The sequence below is a fragment of the Gordonia effusa NBRC 100432 genome (assembly GCF_000241305.1).
GTDB lineage: Bacteria > Actinomycetota > Actinomycetes > Mycobacteriales > Mycobacteriaceae > Gordonia > Gordonia effusa.
The window spans coordinates 19,337-36,392 of sequence record NZ_BAEH01000028.1 but is presented as its reverse complement, the minus strand read 5'-3'; the positions used below and the strand labels follow the sequence as shown (position 1 = coordinate 36,392).

Sequence of the window (17,056 nt, the reverse complement as noted above, 5' to 3'; positions counted from 1 at the left end):
ACCGGCGGGCTCGCAAGCTCGCACGACGGCACTCGACCATCCACAGGAGCTACCTTTCGCATCTCACGTCATCACCGCTCGATACACCTCGATCACCCACAAGGTCGCGCCACCTACAACGTCGCCACGTCATCGCTGTCGGGTGCCCGACGAGCAGGGGCACCAACCGGTTGTTCATCGAGATCTGTTGGCTGCGCCAAACCCCTGCGCCTGCTGTACCAGCCGACAGCGGCGACTACGAGCGCGATTGTCGCGAGCTGCAACACGGCACCACCGATAAGTGGTGCACGTGGCCCGAAGGCTTCGGCGAGCCAGCCCATCATCGGTGAACCGAGCGGTGTGCCACCCATCATGACCATCGTATAGAGCGCCATCACTCGTCCGCGAACGTGATCGTCGGCATTGGTCTGCACGAACATGTTGGTGGCGGTCATCGTCAACAGGCCGGCGAGTCCGACGATCGGCAGGCTCAGCGCATAGGTGAGATAGGTCGGGGTCAAACCGCTCACCGCGAGGATCAGCCCGAAGATCACGGCGGTACCGAGTACGAATCTCAACCGAGGCGCGGACTGCCGTCGGGCAGCGAGCAACGCGCCAAGCAGTGAGCCAATACCCATCACCGACCCGAGAATGCCGTAGGACTGTGCACCAAGGTGAAATTCCTGCTGCACCATCACCGCGTTGGTGAGCTGAAAGTTGAGGGCGAAGGTACCGACGGAAAAGCCGACCCCGAGTGCGATCAACAGCTCCGGCCGATCAGCGACGTACCGAAAGCCCTCGCGTAGTTGACCTTTCGCACGTGCGGTCGGCGCCGAGCGTTCCAGCTTCGACGCATCCAACAAGGCGAGCGCGATCAGCATCGCGACATAACTCAGCGCGTTGGTCAGGATCGCCCAGCCGCTTCCCCACACCGCGATGATCAACCCAGCCAGCCCGGGGCCAATAAGTCGAGCGACATTAAACGACGTGCTGTTCAGACCGATGGCATTGGTCAGATGCTTACGACCGGCGACTTCGGTCACGAACGACTGACGGGCTGGAACGTCGAGTGCCGAACCGATACCGAAGATCAGCGCGACGGCGTACACATGCCATGTCGTGGCGACACCAGTAACCGCAAGGACGCCGAGTACCAGCGCCGATAACGCCATCCAGGTCTGGGTGATGGCCAGCAGAATGCGCTTGTCCATCCGGTCGGCCAGCAGGCCACCTACTGGTGAAAGAACAAGTGCGGGAAGGAATTGAAGAGCGGTGGTGATGCCGACCGCGACTGCCGAGCCACCCGAGAGTTGCAGGACCAGCCAGTCCTGGGCTACCCGCTGAATCCAGGTCCCGATATTCGAGACGACCGCGCCGATGAAATAGGTACGGTAATTGGGGATGGCAAGCGAGGCAAACATCCTCGACTTCGCCAATTCCACCAGCCGCCACCTCGACATTCGATCTTTTAGTTCACTGCGTTGATCAACGGCTAGACCCGTGGCGTTATTCCCGACCGGGTCAGCTCGACGGCCGAGCTGCCGCCGGTGGCATACTCCGACTACCCGTTCGATCCGCAGGAGGTGACATGGCCGGCGCTAACAAGATGTCCTCGCCTGAACAGTCCGCGCGCCGAGGACGCGGCCGTCCGCCCGGACCGCCCGTCGACGTTGACGCGCGGCGAGAAACGTTGCTAGACGCCGCCGAAACCGCGATCGCGAATACCGGCCCCGACGTCGGACTCGCGGAGATAGCTGCGGCAGCGGGCCTGACGAGATCAGCCGTCTATGCGGCGTTCGACGATCGCGAAGCGCTGTTAACCGCACTGGCACAACGACATTCGTCGATCATCGTTGAACGGATGACCCAGATTCTGGCCGACCCGACCGACCCTCGCGCGCAAATCCGCGCGAGTATCGACATCCTCGCCCGGTGGTTCGAGGACCAGCCGACGGTGGCGCGCCTGTTATTCGCCCGACTCAACGCCGCGCGTGGCGACCAGCCGTCATTCGTCATTTCGTCACTCGTATCAATTCTCGCCAACGGGTTCACCGCACGCGGTCTCGATCCCGCTCCCGCGGCCACCTGGGCCCACGGAGTCATCGGCGCGGTGTCCGCGACGATTATCTGGTGGGCCGAAGAACAGACCGTCAGCCGCACAGAGGTCGTCGACCATCTCACCGCTCTTGTCTGGGGAGGTTTCGCCGGAGCTGGCGACACGCCAATCGTTTCTTGACGACGTGAGGTTTAAAAGACAGACTGTCTTTTATGAAACGGATACCAACGACGCCCGAGGCGCAAGCGATCACCGGTGCGCAAAACTGGGCTGCGGTACGAGCCGAATTTCCCGACCGCGTTGACGCGATGGCTGCTGGTCTGCTGGTCGGTGACGTGTTGGCCGACGCGGTCATCGACGAATTGTTCTCACCGGTGGGAATCGGATGGCGCGCGACGGTGGCAGCGCTCGAACAGCCCAGCTCAACGTTGCCACCGGCATTGGCGGACTTTGTTGACGCGACTAGTACCCCACCGACGTGGTTCGAACCTGAACTGGCACGCGCGGGGGCCGATGCCTGGTGGCGATTTGGGTCGCTGCAATCAAGCACGCTGTACCAGTCGCTGATCTACGGATACCAAGCCCGCGGCTTCACCCGCCCGTTGGTGGAGACCGGCCGCCTGACCACCGGGACATTCGACCGCGTACAAGCGACGGCGCGCTGGGTCGCGCTCGCGACCGCACCTGGCCTTATGGCCGCACGTGCACCCGGTTGGGTCGAGACATTGCGCATTCGCCTTGTCCACGCGATGGTTCGCCATCATCTGCTGCAGGGCGACACTTGGGACGTCGAGCAGTTCGGCGTTCCGATCAACCAGACCTATTGCCAGCTGACCATTACCGCGGGATTCCTCGCCTTGCCGGTACACATCGCCAAAGACTTCGGGGTCCGCTATTCCCGGGCCGACCTGGAGGCGATCACCCACCTGTGGCGGTGGATCGGCTGGTGCATGGGCGTCGAAGATGCCTTGCTGCCAACGAGTTTCAGCGATGCGACCCTGACACACCGGATCAGCAAACGATTCGAACTGCGTCCCGACGCCGAATCCCGAATCCTCGTTAAGGCACTGCTCGACGACGGATTCCGCGCCGACCTCGGACTCCCTCGCCCGCTAAATTCTGCCGTGGATATGCTCACCCGCCCTGTCCTCCGGCAGGTTTTCGCCGCGGTGTCGACCCGCTGGGTTGAACCCGAAGTCGCCAAAGGGATGGGGTTGCGGACCACCCCCCTACACCACCTGGTCGACCTCGCCCGCCCCGTGGTCCGGTCCCGCGAAATGGCCCGCACCCTCGGGTTGTTCGGCTCGGAACGTCAAGTGGCCCAACGAGAGTTGCGACTGGTTACCAATCGGCTCGGTCTGGATCTGAGTAACCTGTCAACATTCGGGAACCGCTATAGCAACGCCGACAGCGGACAACTGGATACCGTCGCATGAGCTACAGGTCCCCAGCCGGCTTCACCCTGACGCGCGAACTGTCGTGTCCGCCAGAGGTCGCGTGGCGGCTTCTCACCAATCCCGACGAGATGAATCGCTGGTCCACCGCACCCATCCGGTTGGCATATCCGGGCGTGGGCGAACGGCCCGACGCCGTCGGCGCATTGCGCGTGGTGACACTCGGTGGCCGAGGCACCAAACTCCGAGAAGTGGTGGAATACACCGAGTTTCCGCATCTGTTTCGCTATCGCGTCTACGACGGCGGCCCCTTTCTTCTCGAACATCACGGCCAACAGTGCATCGACGCGACCGATGACGGGTGCCGGGTTACCTGGACCGTCGAGATGCGATTGATCTCCGCCGTGGCATCGCGGGTGCTGGCGAAAACCGTCAGCCGTCAGGTAGCCGAATCTCTCGACCGCTGCGCCGCCCTCGCCGTGGCACCAGAGCAAGATACTGACACCGAGGAGACAACCGCGACGTCTGCCCGTGTATCGGCTACCGTCGATGAGTTGAATCGGTTACGCGCCAACGCATTTGGTGCGTTGGCCGAACAGCGGGCGATCGCCGATCGTCTCGCGGCGACGAACGACCCCAAGCGATGGTTCGCACGCGTCTACCAGTATGTGACCGAGGAGATGATCGAGGCGGCCACCTCGGGCAGCAATACCCTGACGCTCGACAACCCCGATTGGGTGCTCGCATTGATTCCCGAGTTTCACGAGTACTTCACCCGCAATCTCACCTCGTACGAACGCGGCGAGGAGACCGAACCCGCCTGGCAGAGAGCGTGGTCGACCTGCGAGCGGTCGAATCCAGCGAAACCGTACCTACCGGTGATGACTGGGCTGCTGGCCGGAGTGTCGGCACATATCGACGCAGATCTCCCGCGCGCACTAGCGGCAGTACATCAACAGTCCTACGCCGACCGCGACATCCGCGAGTTTCGACCTGATTACTTGCGGTTGACGCCGATCTTCAGCTCGGCATCAAATCGGCTTCTCGCCGATCTGCCGCGCAGTCACAAACCGTGGTGGACACCGCTGGCGGCGCGCATACATCCACAAGTGCGGGACACCCTACTGGCGCGGCAGGGCTACGACGTCGGCCGCCACCGAGTGACGGCCTTCGCCGCGGCCGTCGAGCTTACCGAGCTAGCGCGGCCAACGCCTGGTCAGCGTGAGCATCCATGTTGAACTCGGAGGCAATCACTTCGGCGATGGTGCCGTCGGCGCGGATCGCGAAGGTGGTGCGCTTGGTCGGCATAAGTTTGCCAAGCAAGGCACCGCGAGCGACGTCGTAGCTTTTCGCGACCGAGCCGTCTACGTCGGCGAGCAGCGGATAGTCGAAGGAGTGCTTCGATGTCCACGCCTGCTGCTTTTCCACTTTGTCGCGACTGATCCCTACGCGTTGCACGCCGGCTTGCGCGAAAACACTTGCCAGATCACGGAAATGGCAGGCTTCCAGCGTGCAGCCGGGGGTGCCGGCGGCTGGATAGAAGAACAACACGACTGGTCCGTTGGCCAGCAGCGTCGACAGTCGTTGCGGTTGGCCGGTCTGGTCGGGCAGTTCAAAATCGGGGGCAAGATCTCCAGGTTGCATGTGTACAACCTAGCGCGCCCTTCTTACTGAGTGACTACTGCTCGCCGCGGGGTGCGAGGTAGACGCGCAATGGCCGCAAGACGGCCTTGGCACCTTCATCGGTGACCACGGCGACGCTGATATCGAGCCGATCCGGCTTAGACCGCTTCGCGGAAAGCTGAAGAGTGGCCGGTTCACCCGGTATGACATATACCGGTGCGACAAAGCGGGTGTCGTAACCGGTCATTTCAAGGTCGTTCTCGCTCGCCCAGCGCGTCGCGTGACCGAGCGCGATGCCGGCGGTCAGCATGCCGTGAGCAACCGGCGCGGGCAGACCTGCGGCCTTGGCGGCTTCCGGATCGGTATGGATGGCATTCGAGTCGCCGCCGACCAGTCCATAGCGACGCACTCGTTCAGTGTCGACGATCTCTTCGGCTGTCCACACCACGTCGGTCTGTTCACTCATCGGCCGCGGCCCCTTCTTCCTCAAAAGCGATAGTGGTCGTGACGACGGCGATCTCCGGCTCGTCCGGTGCGCTGACCGTGGTCGTGGTCACGACCTGAACCGCACCCGCGCGACGTCGTACAGTGGTCACCTCGAGCGTTGTCGAAACGACCTCGCCGAGCCGCAGCGTTCGCTTGTAGGTTGCCGCTTCCGCGGTATGCACGACGCCGTGGTGGGGCACCGCACCACTCATGACGAATTCACGAACGACACCCATCAAGACCACATTGAAGTAGCTCGGCGGGACGACGTCGTCGGGCGCGCCGAGTATCGCCGAGAACTCGGCTACGTGTTCGGGATCGACCACAACGTCGTCGATCGCGTAGCTCAGACCTTCCACCAATGAATCCACAATCGATGAGGGTATGCGCCGCGAGGGGTAATCGGCGAATTATCCACATGCGCCACATCTGTGTCGTTGTCCACAACTCGCGCCCACGGTCCCGAGAGTTGTCTGTGGCTACCCGTAGGTTGGTCGCATGCCAACGGCCTCCGGATACACCGTCAACGACCTCTTGCGGTCGTTCTCGGCTGGCGCTATCGAACGGGGAACCGAATACGCCCGACAGAACCGGATTTCGGGCGCGGAGTGGTCGCCCGACAAGCACCGGTTAGTCGCCAATTGCCGCGGCTCCGGTGGCCACGGCTATCGCACAGTCATCGACTTCGCACTTCACACAACGCCACCGACGGTCGTCAATGCCCGCTGCAGCTGCCCGGTCGGATACGACTGCAAACATGCGGTCGCCTTGATCGTCGTCGAAGGCGCGAAGATCCTCGGCGAGGACGACGGGGCGATGTGGCGGCAGTATCTGGCCGAAATACAAGCGGACGGCGCTCCCGCAGACGTCGACGCGTCTGCTCTGCCTCTCGGGCTGATGTTCACCAAGCGCGCTATTCGCGACGCCGTGGCGATCGTAGAGTTTCGACCCGTCACCCTCGGTCCACGGGGAAAGTGGATCAAGACCAAAGCCACCTGGAAGTCACTGTCAACCGCCAGCCATCGTCAGTACGATTCCCGACAGGTCATGGCGCTGCACGACATACTTCGATCACTGACCGGTACCACCGGATACTTCAATCGCGACACACTCACTCTGACCACCGCTCCGCCCGATTTCTGGCGGGCGCTGAGCGACGCTGTCAAAGCTGGCGTCGTGCTGGCGAGTGAAGGTTTCGACACCTCGACCGTCGCACTGGCCGACGAATTCACGCTGACCCTCGACGTTGTTCGCGAGAACACCGGACTGCGACTGCTCCCGAAGGCGCAGCTTGATGACCGCGTGCTGGATTCACATCAGCTGCTGACGATCGGACGGCCAAGGGCGTCGGGTGCGTTCATCGCCGACGACACGACACTGTGGATCGGTCCATTCGCGTCGCCGCTGACCGCAACCGAAACATCGCTGTTCGCCAATCGGCAAAGTATTCCGATCCCCGACGACGATGTTCTCGAATTCGCCGATGCGCTCCCTACACTGCGGCGCCATCGAGAAGTTCACATGCCCGACGCGGTGTGGCAACCACCGGTGATCAGTGCGCCGACACCGACGCTCATGGTCACCGCCGACGAGCACGGCGCCAACCTCTCCTGGCACGTCTCATACGAAATCGACGGCAACACAAGCATTTTCGACGCCGGGGCGCCCGCCCGAAGTGACCGGACTCGCGATGGGACCGCCGAGTCCGCCGCGTGGCAGTCGGTTCGCCCGCATATCGAGAGGGTCGCGGCGGGTTGCGCCACGTGGCGACACCAGGCGATCGACTATATCCACACACATCCTGGCCTAATGCGGGCAACCGAGGCGTTTTCGGTCCTCTCCGCGATTTCGACGGCACCGTCGATCGACGAGGCGCTGGCGCTTGCTCCCCTACAGATGTTGCGTGCCCCACTGCGCATCGGCTCGGCCGAGACCGCGGTCCTCCGCAACGAGACTGTGCCGAAGATCGAAACCGACGACACCCTGCGCGTGCAGTGGCGAGGCATCGATGTTGACTATCGACCGCCCCAGGCCCCACCGCAAATCAGTTTCAGCGCCGGTGAGGACGATCGAACACCCGACAACGATTGGCTCGACCTCTCGATCAATCTCAACGTCGATGACCACGTGCTGCCCATATCCGACGTCATCGCGGAATTGGCTAGTGGCGCAACACATATGGTGCTCGGCGATGGAACCTACTTCTCGCTGGAGACGCCAGAGCTCAGTAGGCTCGGCGACCTCCTGGCCGAGGCTCGGGCATTGGGTGAATTCGATCGCGAGAAGGTAAGCACCGGAACTCTCAACGTGACTCTGTGGGAGGAGCTACTCGAACTTGGCGTCGTCGACGAACAGATCCTGGCCTGGCAGGAGCGATGTAAGCGGTTGTCGGCCGCGCGGCCACCACAACCGGTCGAGCCGCCCGCCGGCCTGAACGCACAACTGCGGCACTATCAGCGCGATGGCCTCGATTGGTTGAGTTTCCTGTGGGACAACCAGCTTGGCGGCATTCTGGCCGACGATATGGGCCTCGGTAAGACGCTGCAGACTCTTGCCCTGATCAGCCGGGCCGTGGCTGCCGATCCTACTGCGCGCTTCTTGGTCGTCGCGCCGACCAGCGTCATCGCGAACTGGGCAGCCGAAGTACGCCGATTCACCCCGGGTCTCGGCGTGTGTGAGGTGGTGTCGACTCGCGGGCGAGCGCGCCAGAGTTTGACTGACCAGATCGGCTCGGCGAATATCGTCGTGACCTCATATACGTTGCTACGACTGGACTTTGACGCCTTCGACACCATCGAGTGGTCGGGCGCGATTTTTGACGAGGCCCAGTTCATCAAGAACCACAACGGGAAAACACACAAGTCCGCACGACGAATCCGCGCATCGTTCAAACTAGCCATCACCGGCACTCCCATGGAGAACAATCTGATGGAGTTGTGGTCGCTCCTGTCGGTAAGCGCGCCCGGTCTCTTCCGCTCGCCGGTCACGTTCCGCGAGCATTTCGCTAAACCCATCGAAGCCGGCCAGGCACCGGAACAACTCGAGGTTCTTCGACGGCGTATCAGACCATTAATGTTGCGCCGCAAGAAAACTGAGGTTGTCACGGATCTGCCGCCCAAGCAGGAGCAAGTGCTCACGCTGCCGCTGGGCAGCAAACATCGCAAGATCTATGACACGCAGCTGGCTCGCGAGCGCCAGAAAGTACTCGGATTACTCGACGACTGGGAATCCAACCAGTTCTTGATTCTCTCGGCACTTACCCGATTGCGCCAACTCAGCCTGCATCCGGGACTCGTCGATGCTGAACAGCGCGACGTCTCGTCGGCGAAGGTGGAGTATCTCGCCGAGCAAGTTCCCGAGCTACTCGCCGAAGGGCACAGCGCGCTGATTTTCTCCACATTTACCGGCTTCCTGCGGCTCCTGCGGGAGACATTCGACGCCGCCGGTATCGCGTATGCGTATCTCGATGGCTCGATGTCGGCAAAGCAGCGTAAGGCCGCCGTCGACGACTTCACCGCCGGTCGAGTGTCAGTATTTCTCATCAGCCTCAAGGCAGGCGGGTTTGGGCTCAATCTCACGCAGGCCGACTATTGCTTTGTCTGTGACCCGTGGTGGAATCCGGCAGCCGAAGCGCAGGCCGTCGACCGCGTGCACCGGATTGGTCAACAGCGACCCGTCAACGTATATCGCCTGGTATCGGGGGCGACGATCGAGGAGAAGGTCGTCGAGTTACAAGACCGAAAGCGTGAACTCTTTACCGCCGTGGTCGATGATGGCGATGCGTTTAGTACCGGAATCACCGCCGACGACGTACGCGGCCTGTTAGGTTAGCCATTCTGACGAATTAGGGACCGATAATGATGTTTTCATCGCGCACCGGTAGCAATCTGCCTGGACAAGGTCGTATCGTTAGATGTGTGAACTTTCGTTCCACGTTGCTGGTGGTAGCCGCATCCTTGGCGGCCGCTGTCGCGATCGCGCTCCCGGCACCCGCCGCGGCCAGCACTCCCCGGGTCGGTGGACCATGCACCAAGAGTGAGGCGTCGTCGGCTCGACAGACCTCCGACGGCACCCGCGTCGTCTGCGTCTACCTAAATTCCGGCCGCTATCAGTGGCAGCGCCTGAGTAACCCGTCGCCGGTTAACTAAGGGTCCCGAGGTAGGAAGATCTGCGTGCCAAGCCGTTCGCGCGGTACGCACCTACCGAGCGCACGGTCGGGGTAATGTCGATCCGTCACCCCATCGCTGTGAGGAGCCGTCCAGAGTGTTTCCCGGAACTTTCGTTGCCACTACGCCCGACAAGCCCGCCGTCATTCGTCCCACCACTGGCGAACAAGTCACCTATCGTCAGCTCGACGAGAATTCCCTCAAAGTGGCGAACCACCTGCGCACCCTGGGCATCGAGGCGGGAGACTCGATAGCCGTCGTCTCCGTCAATGACCTTCGCATATTCGACGTCTACTGGGCTGCGGTACGTAGTGGCCTCTACGTGACTGTCATCAACAATCATTTGACCGCAGATGAGGTTGAGTACATTCTGACCGACTGCGGTGCGCGCGTACTCTTCGCCAGTGCCGAGGTCGCTGACGCTGTGGGCAAGGCCGCCGAGATTGATGCACTCAAAGCCGATGGTCACCAAATCGCTTGGGGCGGAAAGCTTCCCGGATTCGAAGACTACGCCGACGTGCTGGCGGCGGGATCACTCGCTCCATTGTCATCACAGCCGCGGGGAACCGACATGTTGTACTCCTCGGGCACGACCGGCCGCCCGAAGGGAATCAAGATCGCTCCACCCGAAGGACAGGTTGACGAAGTCCCCGACCCTTATACGGCCACCTTCGGTCCGCTGTACGGATTTAACGAGGACACCGTCTACCTCTCGCCCGCGCCGGTGTATCACGCAGCGCCACTTCGCTATTGCGGCGTTGTCAACTCGGTCGGCGGCACCGTGGTGATGATGGATCACTTCGACCCTGAACTGGCGCTGGCGAATATTCAGTCATACCGGGTGACCCACAGTCAGTGGGTGCCCACCATGTTCATCCGAATGTTGAAGCTTCCCAGAGCGATTCGCGACTCCTACGACGTCAGCAGCCTCAAGATCGCGGTTCACGCCGCCGCACCGTGCCCCATCGAAGTCAAGCGGGCGATGATCGAGTGGTGGGGTCCGGTTATCCACGAGTACTACGCGTCAACCGAGGCCGCCGGCGCTACCTTCATCGGACCGCAGGAAGCTCTCGAGCGTCCCGGTTCGGTCGGCAAACCGCTGCTCGGCATCGCGCACGTCGTCGACGACGATGGCGCTGACCTACCGGCCGGCGAGGTGGGCGTCATCTATTTCGAACGTGACGACGTACCGTTCCGCTATCACAATGATCCGGCGAAAACTGTTGCGTCACAACATCCTAATCACCCTAACTGGGCAACCACCGGCGACATGGGTTATCTCGATGAAGACGGTTATCTCTATCTGACCGACCGCAAAGCTTTTATGATCATCTCCGGCGGTGTGAATATCTATCCGCAGGAGGCCGAGAATGTCCTGGTCAATCATCCGGCCGTATACGACGTCGCGGTGATAGGCGTACCCGATCCCGAGATGGGTGAACAGGTCAAGGCGTGTGTTCAGCTGGCGGAGGGGTTCGACGGTTCCGAAGATCTTGCGGCTGAACTGATCTCGTTCACCAGAGACCGACTGGCTCACTACAAGGCCCCACGCAGCATCGACTTTCTCGTCGATCTACCACGAACGCCTACCGGGAAACTAGTGAAAGGCGAACTGCGCAAGCAGTATTGGGCCAGCTAGCGAGCCTGAAATCTGCGACGTCGGACCCGGCGAGGGGATTATCCCCTCGCCGGGGCTCAAGACGCAGGGTTCGGTCGATGTCGCGGCCGGGCCCGGCTCTACTCAGCCAGTGGCTGGTGTCGCCAGCAACTCACGCAACTTTCGCCGGCTCACCTTGCCGACGCCGGTTTCCGGAAAGGCGTCGAGGATCTTCACCGTGTCGGGCAACTTCCACTCCGCGAGCCCTGAGTCACGGACGAACTTGCGAATCAGCGGAAGCGTCGGCGGTTCGTCGGGATCGGCGGCAAGCAGATACGCGACTGTTCGCTCGCCCAGGTATTCGTCCGCCTGAGCGACGACGATGGCGTCACGCACGGCGGGATGCTCGAGTAGCTGCTCTTCCAGTTGCTCCGCGGAAACTTTCTCCCCGCCTCGGTTGACGCGATCACCTCCCCGACCGCGCACGATGAAATTGCCGTCGGCGGTGAGTTCCACGACGTCGCCGGTCCGATACCAGCCGTCGGGTGCGAATGACGCGGCGCCAGCACCTGCCCAGTAGCCTCGAATCGTGTATGGCCCTTGGGTTTCCAAGAATCCGGGACCGTCAGTCACGACGTCGCCATTCTCGTCGACCAGACGGACTTGGTCATCGTCGGACATTGGACGGCCCTGCGTCGTCGTCACAACGTCGATCGGATCGTCAAGGCGGGTGTAACACACCAACCCCTCTGCCATTCCGAAGACCTGCTGCAATCTCACACCCAACGCCGGGCCAACGCGACGCGCCAACTCGTCGGGACAGCGCGCGCCGCCGACCTGGATGGTCTCTAGCGAGGATATGTCGAATTCGGTTCCGCGCTCGGCAGATTCGGTCCACACTCGGGCCAGCGGAGGTACCAGCCCAGTCATCGTCACCTTCTCGCGCTCGACAATCTGCCACGCGACCGACGGGGTCGGAGATGCGGTCAATGCGACCGTCCCACCCGCGTACAGGGCACCGAGAATTCCCGGCGACGACATCGGAAAGTTATGGGAGACGGGCAAAGTGGCGAGATAGACAGTGTCGGCATCAACGCCGCACAACTCGTTGCTACGAATGACGGAATATAGATAGTCGTCGTGGGTCCGCGGGATCAACTTGGGAATTCCCGTGCTACCGCCCGACAGTTGCAGAAAAGCCAGCTGCGCCGGATCGGCACGCGGGTGGTCCACGGGCTCAGCCCAAAGAGCTTCCAGGTTGTCGACGTCGATCAATTGCTGAACCGAATCGACCTGTGCCGCAATGGAATCCGCGAGACGGAGATAGTCATACGAGGAGTCGGCATGCGGGGAGACGATCGCGACGGCACTAGCGGAGCGCGCGATTCCCACCAACTCGGATTCGCGATGGGCCGGCAGGCCGAACACCGGAATCGCTCCCACACGAAACAGTGCGAAGACGATCTCGACGTAGGCCACGCGGTTGGGCACCTGCAGGAGAACTCGATCTTCCGGGCCGATATCACGGGCGACGAGTCCGGCCGCCAGGCGCTCCACGCGGTCGTCGAGTTGTCGATAGGTCAGCCGACGTTCGAGGTCGACGGCCGCTGCGCGGTCAGAGATCTGAGGATCACGTGCTCGTGCCCGCAGCATGTCGTCGAATGTCTCGCCGCGCCAAAGCCCAGCTCGCCGATACTGTTGTGCGAATTCCGGGGGCCAAGGAGTTACCTTCACCTAAGTTAGGTTAGCCTAAAGGAATGAGTATCCCGTCGATCGCCCCCTACGACATCCCCTCGGGCGCATTTCCCAATCGCGTCGACTGGACTCTCGAGCCCAGTCGAACCGCACTGCTCATACACGATATGCAGCGCTACTTTACCGATGCCTACGACACCGACCTCGAGCCGATGGCGACCGCGTTACCGAATATGGTCGCGATTCGCGAGGCGTGCGAGAAGGCGGGCGTCCCGGTTGTCTACACAGTTCAGCCGGGCGACCAGCATCCATCCCGCCGCGGCATTCTGGCCGATTTCTGGGGTAAGGGACTCGAATCCGGCCGCGATGAGGAGATTGTCGATCCACTGGCACCTCGCGATGGAAATATCACTGTCACCAAATGGCGATACTCCGGTTTTCAGCGCACTGACCTGCGCCAACTTCTTGGTCACCACGGTCGAGACCAGTTGATCGTCGTCGGTGTATACGCCCACATGGGTTGCATGATCAGTGCCACCGAAGCCTTTATGAGCGACGTAGCCCCCTTCTTCGTTATCGATGCGATGGGCGACTTCTCCGCCGAAGAACACGAGATGGCGGGCACCTACGTCGGCAAACGAGCCGGTCGCGTCCTACGCGCCGCCGACGTCGTCGCCGCATTGTCCGCACGCGTCGCGGTCGCGTCCGGCACTCGTTGATCTCGATGGTTGACGTCGCCGGTATCACCGGTCGCCGCGCTGTAGTCACCGGAGCAGCGGGCGGTATTGGCTCGGCGGTGGTGACAGCATTGTGCACCGCTGGCGCGAAGGTGCATCAGTGGGATATCGCCGGCACCAATGCCATCCGCGCAGTCGACGTCACCGACCGCAGCGCTGTCGAACACGCCTGGCGCGATTCGGAATCCGAGGGCCCCATCGACATCGTCGTCAGCGCGGCCGGAGTGCTGTCCGACGACTGGGATCGCTGTATGTCAGTCAACGCGGGCGGAGTCCGCAACCTCATCGACGTCGCCGCGGCGGCGATGGGACCACGTCGTCGCGGAACAATCGTACTGGTATCCAGCAATGCCGGAGCTACACCGCGCACCGGCCTAGCCGCTTATGGCGCGTCGAAGGCCGCTGCTACCTCATACGCACGCAGCATCGGACTTAGGTTGGCACCCAACGGAATTCGCGTAAATATCGTCTCCCCTGGATCGACTGACACGGCGATGCTCCGCGGTATGTGGCGTGATTCTTCCGATCGCGACGCCGTAGTGGCCGGCACCCCTGACCAGTTCCGCCTCGGTATCCCCCTCGGACGTATTGCTACACCCGCCGATATTGCCGAAACGGTCGCTTTCTTGGCCTCCGATGCCGCGCGCCACGTGACGCTGCACGACCTGCGCGTCGACGGCGGCGCAACGCTCGATATGTAACCCCTCCCGATCCCTTCAACAGATAGGCATTCCGTGAAATCAAGACTGACCAAACTCGTCGGAATAGCGTTGGCCGTCACCCTCTTCGGGTTCTTGGCCGGATGCTCCACACCAGATGACGAAGCCCAATCCTCAGCTCCGTACACACCGGTGACCGTAAACCACGAATTCGGGTCAACGCAGATCACCCAACGTCCGACGCGCGTCGTCACCTTGTCGACTAGTTGGACCGATACACTTGCCGCGCTTGATATTCCGATTACCGCGCAGTTCGGCGAACAGGGTTACTCGGGTAAGGACAACAAATTCCCGTGGACCCCGGCGCACGGCGGCGAAACCATCATCGTCAAGTCGATGGCCGATATGGATATCACCAAGTTGGCCCAGCTCAACCCCGATCTGATTCTCGCCGGGTATGTCGGTCAAAAGGAAACCTACGACCGGCTTTCCAAGTTGGCACCGACGATTCCGGTGATGAAGAAGGGCGCGACGGTCGACACCTGGGAAGACATCGCCACCACCACCGGAAAGATCTTCGGTGAGCAGGAGCAGGCCACGAAACTCGTCTCGGATACCAACGCCAAGATCGAGAAGTTCAAGAAGGATAACGCCGCAGCGATGGGCAAGACCTTCGTCTTCGCACAATTCCAGCCCACCGGCGGTATCGGCGCGGTGAACAACGCCGAGAAGGACCCCTCGGCCGGCCTTCTCACGCAACTCGGGTTCAAGCTGTACCCACCGCTAGCCGCTCAGAACAAGGGCGGGCCCACACGCAGCATCATCTCCAGCGAACGTGTCGACCTGTTGAATTCGGATCTGTTGATCGCTTGGCCATTGGCAGCGAACTTCGACTTCAACAAGATTCCCGGCTGGAACAACCTCACCGCGGTCCGCAACGGGACCGTCTTGGAAGTATCCAATGACAACGTTCCTGCCTTCGGCGTGCCCAGCGCGCCGTCAGTTTCGTACGTCATCGATCTGCTGACGCCAGTAGCGCAGAAACTGGCCTAGGCGGAGCGATTCTTCAGTCCCGGGTCCCGCAAGTGCGGGACCCGGGATTTTTAGCCCTTTGTCGAAATCGTCACCCGAGTGTTCCGACTCACGAATCAGCCACGGGCCCAATGAAATAGGCGGTCGACAGCAAGGCCAAGAGCAGGTATGCCGCCGGGAAGGCAATGTTGTACAGGACACGCGCCCGTACATGAATGCCGACGGCGCCAATGAAATACAGCGTCAACCCGCAACCAGCGGCGACGCCGATCCACGGTTCAACGGTCAGGCCGACTAGCAGGCCGGCCGCTCCAAGTAGTTTCAACGTCGCAAGGTAGGGCAACGCGGCGGCCGGGACCCCCACTTCGGAAGAGTTCTTCAACACGAATTTCGCTGGCATATAGTCGGGAAGCGCAATGAGTGCGGTCGACACTATGCAGACGATCGTGACGACAAGCAAGATCGTCATGCGCTCCACCTACTCCCAACGTCGCCTTCCGCGGGGGGCGAATGTCGGCAACGATGCAGCGTCCCCCGATGAGAAGCAGCCCGATGCGTGCCAGCACTGGTCGCGGCGGTTCGCGCGTACGCCGCTGTGGTCCGTTCGTGGGACGTGCGAGATTGGTCCATCTGTACGCTCATTGATTGATGTCTCCTCTGAGTCAGTTGAACTTGTTGGACGCGAGATTGGTGGTCTCATCTGTTCCGACGTTTTCGGCACCGGAAAGGTGACATCAAGTGATAACTGCGCACGAGTTCGAAGCAGCCCGGCCGGGACTAACCGCATTGGCATTCCGACTACTCGGATCTCTTCATGATGCGGAAGACGCGGTGCAAGGCGCCTGGATCAAATCGGCGACTGCCCAAGCTGGTGACCTATACAACCCGGCCGCGTGGCTGACCACCGTACTCACCCGCGTATGCCTCGATCAGCTGCGACTGCGCCACCGTCGACGAGAGGAACCTCTACCAGCCGAACTGATCGGAGCGGAGCAGCTAGCTGCTGATGAGCACTATCTGCGACGGGAAAGTGTCTCTCGCGCTCTGATGGTGGTACTCGGGGTGTTGTCGCCATCGCAACGTGTCGCCTACGTGCTTCACGATTTGTTCGATGTTCCGTTCCAAGAGATCGCACGAACGCTCGACATCAGTGCCGATAGCGCTAAGCAGCATGCGAGTCGCGCACGAAAGCGAATCGCGGGTGTTGCGCCGGCGACCGATATCGAATGCGGTGACGAGGCGATCGTCACTGCGTTTCTCGACGCGGCAGCCGGCGGTGACTTCGGCCGGATGATCGATTTGATGACTGACGATTGTGTGCGCATCGTCGATGCTGCTCTGGTCCCACCCGGCACGCCGACCACCGTCACCGGCGCTTCCGAGATCGCACGCGAGACGACATCATTTGCCGACCGAATCCGTGCGAGCACAGCACTGGTCGTCGGGGGCCGGCTCGTGCATGTCATCGCGCCGGGCGGTCACCCCTTCGCCATCATCGACGTAGGCACCAGAACTGGGCAGGTAACCCGGATCAGCATAAGTCGGAATCCCGAAAACTGGAACTCTATCGCGCTGCCTCCGCAGACCTAACTGTCGACGCCAGATCGCGAAGTACCCCACCCGACGAAATCG

The 17,056-nt window shown here is 61.6% G+C and carries 16 protein-coding genes; 10 read left to right on the top strand and 6 right to left on the bottom strand.

Annotation, left to right across the window (positions count from 1 at the left end; genetic code table 11):
• Window positions 1-113: 113 nt before the first annotated feature.
• Window positions 114-1,400, bottom strand: coding sequence for an MFS transporter (locus GOEFS_RS04565; RefSeq protein WP_007316707.1), 1,287 nt, complete (start codon window positions 1,398-1,400; stop codon window positions 114-116).
• Window positions 1,401-1,567: 167 nt separating this feature from the next.
• Between GOEFS_RS04565 and GOEFS_RS04560 the strand changes: the two genes are divergently transcribed.
• From GOEFS_RS04560 to GOEFS_RS04550, 3 genes are read left to right on the top strand one after another with little or no spacing between them, the layout of a single operon-like run.
• Window positions 1,568-2,215 (top strand): TetR/AcrR family transcriptional regulator, encoded by a 648-nt coding sequence (locus GOEFS_RS04560; RefSeq protein ID WP_007316706.1) that lies wholly within the window; start codon window positions 1,568-1,570, stop codon window positions 2,213-2,215.
• 32 nt (window positions 2,216-2,247) lie between these two features.
• Window positions 2,248-3,471, top strand: a complete 1,224-nt coding sequence (locus tag GOEFS_RS04555) for an oxygenase MpaB family protein (protein WP_007316705.1) — start codon at window positions 2,248-2,250, stop codon at window positions 3,469-3,471.
• Window positions 3,468-4,667, top strand: coding sequence for a DUF5995 family protein (locus GOEFS_RS04550; RefSeq protein WP_007316704.1), 1,200 nt, complete (start codon window positions 3,468-3,470; stop codon window positions 4,665-4,667). Before GOEFS_RS04555 ends, GOEFS_RS04550 begins: the two co-directional genes overlap by 4 nt.
• Here GOEFS_RS04550 and GOEFS_RS04545 read toward each other — a convergent pair.
• Genes GOEFS_RS04545 through GOEFS_RS04535 form a run of 3 tightly spaced genes read right to left on the bottom strand, consistent with a single transcriptional unit; the run spans window position 4,618 to window position 5,909 of the window.
• Window positions 4,618-5,073, bottom strand: coding sequence for a peroxiredoxin (locus GOEFS_RS04545; RefSeq protein ID WP_007316703.1), 456 nt, complete (start codon window positions 5,071-5,073; stop codon window positions 4,618-4,620). The genes GOEFS_RS04550 and GOEFS_RS04545 overlap by 50 nt on opposite strands.
• Window positions 5,074-5,107: 34 nt before the next feature.
• Complete coding sequence (locus GOEFS_RS04540) at window positions 5,108-5,518, bottom strand: MaoC family dehydratase (protein WP_007316702.1); 411 nt, start codon at window positions 5,516-5,518, stop codon at window positions 5,108-5,110.
• Complete coding sequence (locus tag GOEFS_RS04535) at window positions 5,511-5,909, bottom strand: FAS1-like dehydratase domain-containing protein (RefSeq protein WP_007316701.1); 399 nt, start codon at window positions 5,907-5,909, stop codon at window positions 5,511-5,513. The genes GOEFS_RS04540 and GOEFS_RS04535 overlap by 8 nt, the downstream gene beginning before the upstream one ends.
• A 127-nt stretch (window positions 5,910-6,036) precedes the next feature.
• On the opposite strand from GOEFS_RS04535, the gene GOEFS_RS04530 reads away from it, so the two are divergent.
• From GOEFS_RS04530 to GOEFS_RS04520, 3 genes are all read left to right on the top strand, one after another.
• Window positions 6,037-9,369: a DEAD/DEAH box helicase gene (locus GOEFS_RS04530; RefSeq protein ID WP_007316700.1), complete on the top strand. Its 3,333-nt coding sequence runs from the start codon at window positions 6,037-6,039 to the stop codon at window positions 9,367-9,369.
• Window positions 9,370-9,455: 86 nt separating this feature from the next.
• Window positions 9,456-9,686, top strand: a complete 231-nt coding sequence (locus GOEFS_RS04525) for a hypothetical protein (protein ID WP_040524494.1) — start codon at window positions 9,456-9,458, stop codon at window positions 9,684-9,686.
• A gap of 115 nt (window positions 9,687-9,801) precedes the next feature.
• The gene (locus GOEFS_RS04520; RefSeq protein ID WP_007316698.1) at window positions 9,802-11,343 is read left to right on the top strand and encodes an AMP-binding protein; all 1,542 of its coding nucleotides are present in this window, start codon (window positions 9,802-9,804) and stop codon (window positions 11,341-11,343) included.
• A 102-nt stretch (window positions 11,344-11,445) separates the two neighbouring features.
• Here the strand turns inward: GOEFS_RS04520 and GOEFS_RS04515 are convergent, their stop codons facing one another.
• The gene (locus GOEFS_RS04515) at window positions 11,446-13,035 is read right to left on the bottom strand and encodes a (2,3-dihydroxybenzoyl)adenylate synthase (protein WP_040524493.1); all 1,590 of its coding nucleotides are present in this window, start codon (window positions 13,033-13,035) and stop codon (window positions 11,446-11,448) included.
• Between the two features lie 23 nt (window positions 13,036-13,058).
• Here GOEFS_RS04515 and GOEFS_RS04510 point away from each other — a divergent pair, with 23 nt between their 5' ends.
• From GOEFS_RS04510 to GOEFS_RS04500, 3 genes are read left to right on the top strand one after another with little or no spacing between them, the layout of a single operon-like run.
• Window positions 13,059-13,715, top strand: coding sequence for an isochorismatase family protein (locus GOEFS_RS04510; RefSeq protein WP_007316696.1), 657 nt, complete (start codon window positions 13,059-13,061; stop codon window positions 13,713-13,715).
• Between the two features lie 5 nt (window positions 13,716-13,720).
• Window positions 13,721-14,434 (top strand): 2,3-dihydro-2,3-dihydroxybenzoate dehydrogenase, encoded by a 714-nt coding sequence (locus GOEFS_RS04505; RefSeq protein ID WP_007316695.1) that lies wholly within the window; start codon window positions 13,721-13,723, stop codon window positions 14,432-14,434.
• Between the two features lie 33 nt (window positions 14,435-14,467).
• A complete protein-coding gene (locus GOEFS_RS04500) occupies window positions 14,468-15,445 on the top strand; it encodes an ABC transporter substrate-binding protein (protein ID WP_007316694.1) in 978 nt (325 codons plus the stop codon).
• 88 nt (window positions 15,446-15,533) lie between these two features.
• Here the strand turns inward: GOEFS_RS04500 and GOEFS_RS04495 are convergent, their stop codons facing one another.
• Complete coding sequence (locus GOEFS_RS04495) at window positions 15,534-15,893, bottom strand: DoxX family protein (RefSeq protein WP_007316693.1); 360 nt, start codon at window positions 15,891-15,893, stop codon at window positions 15,534-15,536.
• Window positions 15,894-16,162: 269 nt separating this feature from the next.
• Here GOEFS_RS04495 and GOEFS_RS04490 point away from each other — a divergent pair, with 269 nt between their 5' ends.
• A complete protein-coding gene (locus GOEFS_RS04490) occupies window positions 16,163-17,014 on the top strand; it encodes a sigma-70 family RNA polymerase sigma factor (RefSeq protein ID WP_007316692.1) in 852 nt (283 codons plus the stop codon).
• Window positions 17,015-17,056: the final 42 nt, after the last annotated feature.